Source organism: Caballeronia sp. M23-90, from assembly GCF_053574605.1.
Map to the genome: position 1 here is coordinate 1 of NZ_JBSIPA010000550.1, position 4,095 is coordinate 4,095.

Genomic DNA, 4,095 nt, shown 5'->3' on the forward strand with positions numbered 1-4,095 from the left:
CGGCCGAGTCGCGACGGCAAACCGCGCACGTTAAACTTGAGTCCTTGGTCGAGCCATCCGGGTCGAGTCATACCAACAGGAGAGAAGCGCGATGAGTCATGTATTTGCTGCGGCGCCCGTGGTTGCTGTACCGGTAGCCGGTTCCAGCGACGAATTTCCCGTTCGCCGGATCTATTGCGTCGGCCGGAACTACGAGGCGCACGCGCGTGAGATGGGCCACGATCCAGATCGCGAGCCGCCGTTCTTTTTCGCCAAGCCCGCTGATGCCGTGCTGTTTGTCGCACCCGGCGCGACCGGCGAATTCCCGTATCCGTCGCAATCGAAGAATGTGCATTTCGAGATGGAACTGGTTGCGGCCATCGGCAAGCGGGGCAAGGACATTCCCGCCGATCAAGCGCTTGACTACGTGTTCGGCTACGCGCTCGGCCTCGACATGACTCGCCGCGACTTGCAGGCCGAAGCGAAGAAACTCGGCCGTCCGTGGGATACCGCAAAGGGCTTCGATCAATCCGCGCCGCTTGGTCCAATTCATCCGGTCGCGCAAGTCGGGCATCTGGAAAAAAGCGCGATCTGGCTCACGGTCAATGGCGAAGAAAAGCAGCGCTCGGACATCTCGCAACTGATCTGGTCGGTCGGCGATACGATCGCGTATTTATCGACGTTGTTCGAGTTGTTCCCCGGCGACCTGATTTTCACGGGCACGCCTGAAGGCGTCGGCGCGATCCAGAAAGGCGACTTGATGAAAGGTGGCGTGGACGGAATCGGCGAATTTGCGGTGCGCGTGGTCTGACTTTAAAAACGGGAGGGGACGATGAAGCTCTATAGCTATTTTCGGAGTTCGGCCGCGTATCGCGTGCGGATTGCGCTGAACCTCAAAGGGCTCGATTACGACTACGCACCGATTCATCTGCTGCGCGATGGCGGGGAGCAACTTAAGCCCGAGTATCGAGAGCTGAATCCGGATGGCATCGTGCCAACGCTCGTGGATGGCGACGACGTGCTGACGCAGTCGGTTGCGATCATCGAATATCTGGAAGAGACGCATCCCAAGCCGGCATTGCTGCCGGGCACCGCCCTCGATCGTGCGTTCATTCGTTCGGTCGCGCTGCAGGTGGCGTGCGAAATTCATCCCATTGACAACTTGCGGGTGCTGAAGTACCTGAAGCACACGCTGAAGGTTGGCGAAGAAGCGAAAGACGCGTGGTACAGGTATTGGCTGGAAGCGGGATTCAGCTCGCTGGAAAAGCGTCTTGCGAACGATCCGCGCGTGGGCGCGCTGTGCTTCGGCGATACCCCCACGCTCGCGGATCTGTGTCTCGTGCCGCAAGTGTTCAATGCGCGGCGTTTCAACATTGATATGAGCCGGTATCCGACGATCGAAGGTATTGTCGATCACGCCGGGCAAATCGATGCGTTCGCGCGCGCTGCGCCAGGGCAGCAACCGGACGCAGAATGACGACAGCAGTTTTTTTATCCGGCGCCGGGCTTGGCGCAAGTTTGATCATCGCGATTGGCGCTCAAAACGCGTTTGTATTACGGCAAGGTTTGAAGCGCAGACACGTAGGCCTGGTCGTCTCGATCTGCGCGCTGATCGATGTATTGCTGATTGGGTTGGGTATCGGCGGAATGGGCGCGTTGATCGCCCGTGCGCCGGTGCTGCTCGACGTGATTCGATGGGCCGGTGCAGTGTTCCTGTTCCTCTACGGCGTTCGGGCGTTTCATGCGGCATGGAAAGGGCCGGGGCATTTGCAGGCCGAAAACGGCGAGACGCAGACGGCGTTGAAAGCGGCATCGACTGTGCTCGCCTTATCGCTGCTCAATCCGCACGTTTATCTGGACACCGTTGTGTTGCTGGGTGGGATTGGCGCGCGATACGGCTGGCCGGGGAACGCGTGGTTCGCGGCCGGGGCGATGTGTTCGTCGGTTATCTGGTTCACCACGCTCGGGTTCGGTGCGCGATTGCTGCGGCCGCTGTTCGAGAAAGATGTCTCGTGGCGCGTGCTCGATGTGATCGTGGGTGTGGTGATGTGGTGGATTGCCGGGATGCTGATCTTTTCGCGTTAGAGCTTTCGCGCTGCGGGCGTCGTGAAAACGCCCGCAGCATCGGTTCAACTGCCCAGCAACGCGTCCGCGAATTCGTCGGCGCTGAACGGCTGCAGGTCTTCCACCTTCTCGCCCACGCCGATGAAATAAACCGGAATCGGACGCTGGCGTGCGATCGCGGCGAGAATGCCGCCCTTGGCGGTGCCATCTAGTTTCGTCACGATCAACCCGGTCAGGCCGAGGGCATCGTCAAAGGCTTTTACTTGGGCGAGCGCGTTCTGGCCCGTGTTTGCATCGATAACCAGCAAGACTTCGTGCGGCGCATCCGGCTGCGCCTTTGCGATCACGCGCTTCACCTTGCGCAGTTCTTCCATCAGGTGAAGCTGGGTCGGCAGACGGCCGGCGGTGTCAGCCATCATCACGTCGATCTTCCGCGCCTTTGCGGCGCCAACCGCGTCGAAGATCACGGCGGCTGCGTCGCCGCTTTCCTGCGATAAAACCGTCACGTTGTTCCGCTCACCCCACACGCGCAATTGCTCGCGCGCCGCGGCGCGGAACGTGTCGCCGGCGGCCAGCAACACCGACTGGTCGAAGCTTTGCAAATGCTTGGCCAGCTTGCCGATGCTCGTCGTTTTTCCCGCGCCGTTCACACCGGCGATCATCATCACGAGCGGTTGCGCGCGGCCGAGCATCAGCGATTTTTCTAGCGGTCGCAGCAGATCTGCGAGGAGTGAACGCAGCGCGGCCTTCACTTGCATTGCGTCGGTGAGGCGCTCGCTGCGCACTTTTTCGCGCAGTTCTTCGAGCAGATATTCAGTGGCGTCCATACCCGCATCCGACATCAGCAACGCGGTTTCCAGCTCTTCGTAAAGATCGTCATCGATCTTCGCGCCGACGAAAATCCCCGTCAGCCCCGAACTCGTTTTCGACAATCCCGTTTTCAGCCGTGTGATCCAGGAGCGTTTCGCGACCTCTTCCGGCTCAGGCGGCGGCACGATAACAGCCGTTTCCTGCGCCGCGGTCCATTGAGATGCTGTGCGTCCTTGCCAGTAGGGCTTCGCTTGTGCTGCAGGTGAGCTGTCAACCGGTTGCGCCGGAGTTACCGGCGTGGTGGCGTGCTGCAGCGAAGCGTCAGGGGTCTGCACCGGCTGTGCCGGCGTGACGGGCGTGGTCGCATGCCGGAGCCCTTCTTCGGCTGGGATTTCCGCTTCGTCTTCGGAATCCAGGCCGCCTGCGTCCTCGACCTGATCTTCCTCAGGCGTGTCGCTCGTTTTGCCTACTAATCGTTTGAAAAAGCTGAACATGGTCTGCAGTGGTGAAGGAGGCGTTTCATCTGTATTGTCGCAAGCGTGTTCAGGAGTCGAACGCCCGCAAAAAAGCCAGGATGACATGGGCCGCCGTGCCGCGAAAAACCGCCAAAAACAGCGGGAAGAGCCGGGCGAAAGGCGTAAAAACGCGAAAGAAACGTATTTTATCAGCCGGCACCGATTGTAGTGGCTGCATGGCGGGTTCCCCCGACATCGAGGATGTCAGGGCTGTGGTAACGTGCCCGCATCGGTGACGCGATCAATCGCACGCCGGCAATGCTTGCAGTCACTTTTTCTCTGCCCCGCGCCCGGCTAAACCACCTGCCAACTCACGCACGTCCATGTCCCGCTCTGACATCACCCGAACGCTCACACGAAATCCCGAACGCACCCGCGATAAAAACCGCGACACCGCGCCGAGTCAGCGGGAGCCGAAAGTGCGTGAAGCGCTGCCGTCACGGGGCGGCAAGCCGCATTCCATTCGTATCATCGGCGGTGACTGGAAGCGCACGCCGCTGCCGGTGCTGAGCCTGGATGGTTTGCGCCCGACGCCCGACCGCGTGCGCGAGACGCTTTTCAACTGGCTTGGCCAGTCACTCGATGGCCGCCGTTGCCTCGATCTCTTCGCCGGCAGCGGCGCGCTCGGTTTCGCGCGCCACGGGAAGTGAAATATGGTCCATTGAACGACTAATCTCGGCCCTATGACAAATGCCGAAGGCGGGCTGAAATAAATACGTTGAACACA

General features: G+C 60.4%; 5 protein-coding genes and 1 pseudogene. 4 read left to right on the forward strand and 2 right to left on the reverse strand.

All coding sequences use genetic code 11. The features are described from left to right. Positions 1 to 91: 91 nt before the first annotated feature. From ACRXB1_RS32235 to ACRXB1_RS32245, 3 genes are read left to right on the forward strand one after another with little or no spacing between them, the layout of a single operon-like run. Positions 92 to 790 (forward strand): fumarylacetoacetate hydrolase family protein, encoded by a 699-nt coding sequence (locus ACRXB1_RS32235; RefSeq protein WP_449494338.1) that lies wholly within the window; start codon positions 92 to 94, stop codon positions 788 to 790. Positions 791 to 811: 21 nt separating this feature from the next. Then, complete coding sequence (gene maiA, locus ACRXB1_RS32240) at positions 812 to 1,456, forward strand: maleylacetoacetate isomerase (RefSeq protein ID WP_449494339.1); 645 nt, start codon at positions 812 to 814, stop codon at positions 1,454 to 1,456. Beyond that, on the forward strand, positions 1,453 to 2,064 hold the full coding sequence (locus ACRXB1_RS32245) for a LysE/ArgO family amino acid transporter (RefSeq protein ID WP_449494340.1): 612 nt from the start codon (positions 1,453 to 1,455) through the stop codon (positions 2,062 to 2,064). The genes maiA and ACRXB1_RS32245 overlap by 4 nt, the downstream gene beginning before the upstream one ends. 44 nt (positions 2,065 to 2,108) lie before the next feature. Here ACRXB1_RS32245 and ftsY read toward each other — a convergent pair whose 3' ends face one another. Next, positions 2,109 to 3,347 carry a signal recognition particle-docking protein FtsY gene (ftsY, locus tag ACRXB1_RS32250; RefSeq protein ID WP_449494341.1) on the reverse strand — a complete coding sequence of 413 codons (1,239 nt, stop codon included), beginning with the start codon at positions 3,345 to 3,347 and terminating at the stop codon, positions 2,109 to 2,111. Between the two features lie 49 nt (positions 3,348 to 3,396). After that, positions 3,397 to 3,546, reverse strand: a complete 150-nt coding sequence (locus ACRXB1_RS32255) for a hypothetical protein (protein WP_162916013.1) — start codon at positions 3,544 to 3,546, stop codon at positions 3,397 to 3,399. 145 nt (positions 3,547 to 3,691) lie between these two features. On the opposite strand from ACRXB1_RS32255, the pseudogene ACRXB1_RS32260 reads away from it, so the two are divergent. Then, positions 3,692 to 4,000, forward strand: a pseudogene (locus ACRXB1_RS32260) (RsmD family RNA methyltransferase); the annotation flags it as partial. Positions 4,001 to 4,095 lie beyond the last annotated feature (95 nt).

Excerpts from the sequence above, each read along its gene's own strand:
- ACRXB1_RS32235 (WP_449494338.1), top strand. The coding sequence starts at position 92 with ATGAGTCATGTATTTGCTGCGGCGCCCGTGGTTGCTGTACCGGTAGCC.
- maiA (WP_449494339.1), top strand. The coding sequence starts at position 812 with ATGAAGCTCTATAGCTATTTTCGGAGTTCGGCCGCGTATCGCGTGCGG.
- ACRXB1_RS32245 (WP_449494340.1), top strand. The coding sequence starts at position 1,453 with ATGACGACAGCAGTTTTTTTATCCGGCGCCGGGCTTGGCGCAAGTTTG.
- ftsY (WP_449494341.1), bottom strand. The coding sequence starts at position 3,347 with ATGTTCAGCTTTTTCAAACGATTAGTAGGCAAAACGAGCGACACGCCT.
- ACRXB1_RS32255 (WP_162916013.1), bottom strand. The coding sequence starts at position 3,546 with ATGCAGCCACTACAATCGGTGCCGGCTGATAAAATACGTTTCTTTCGC.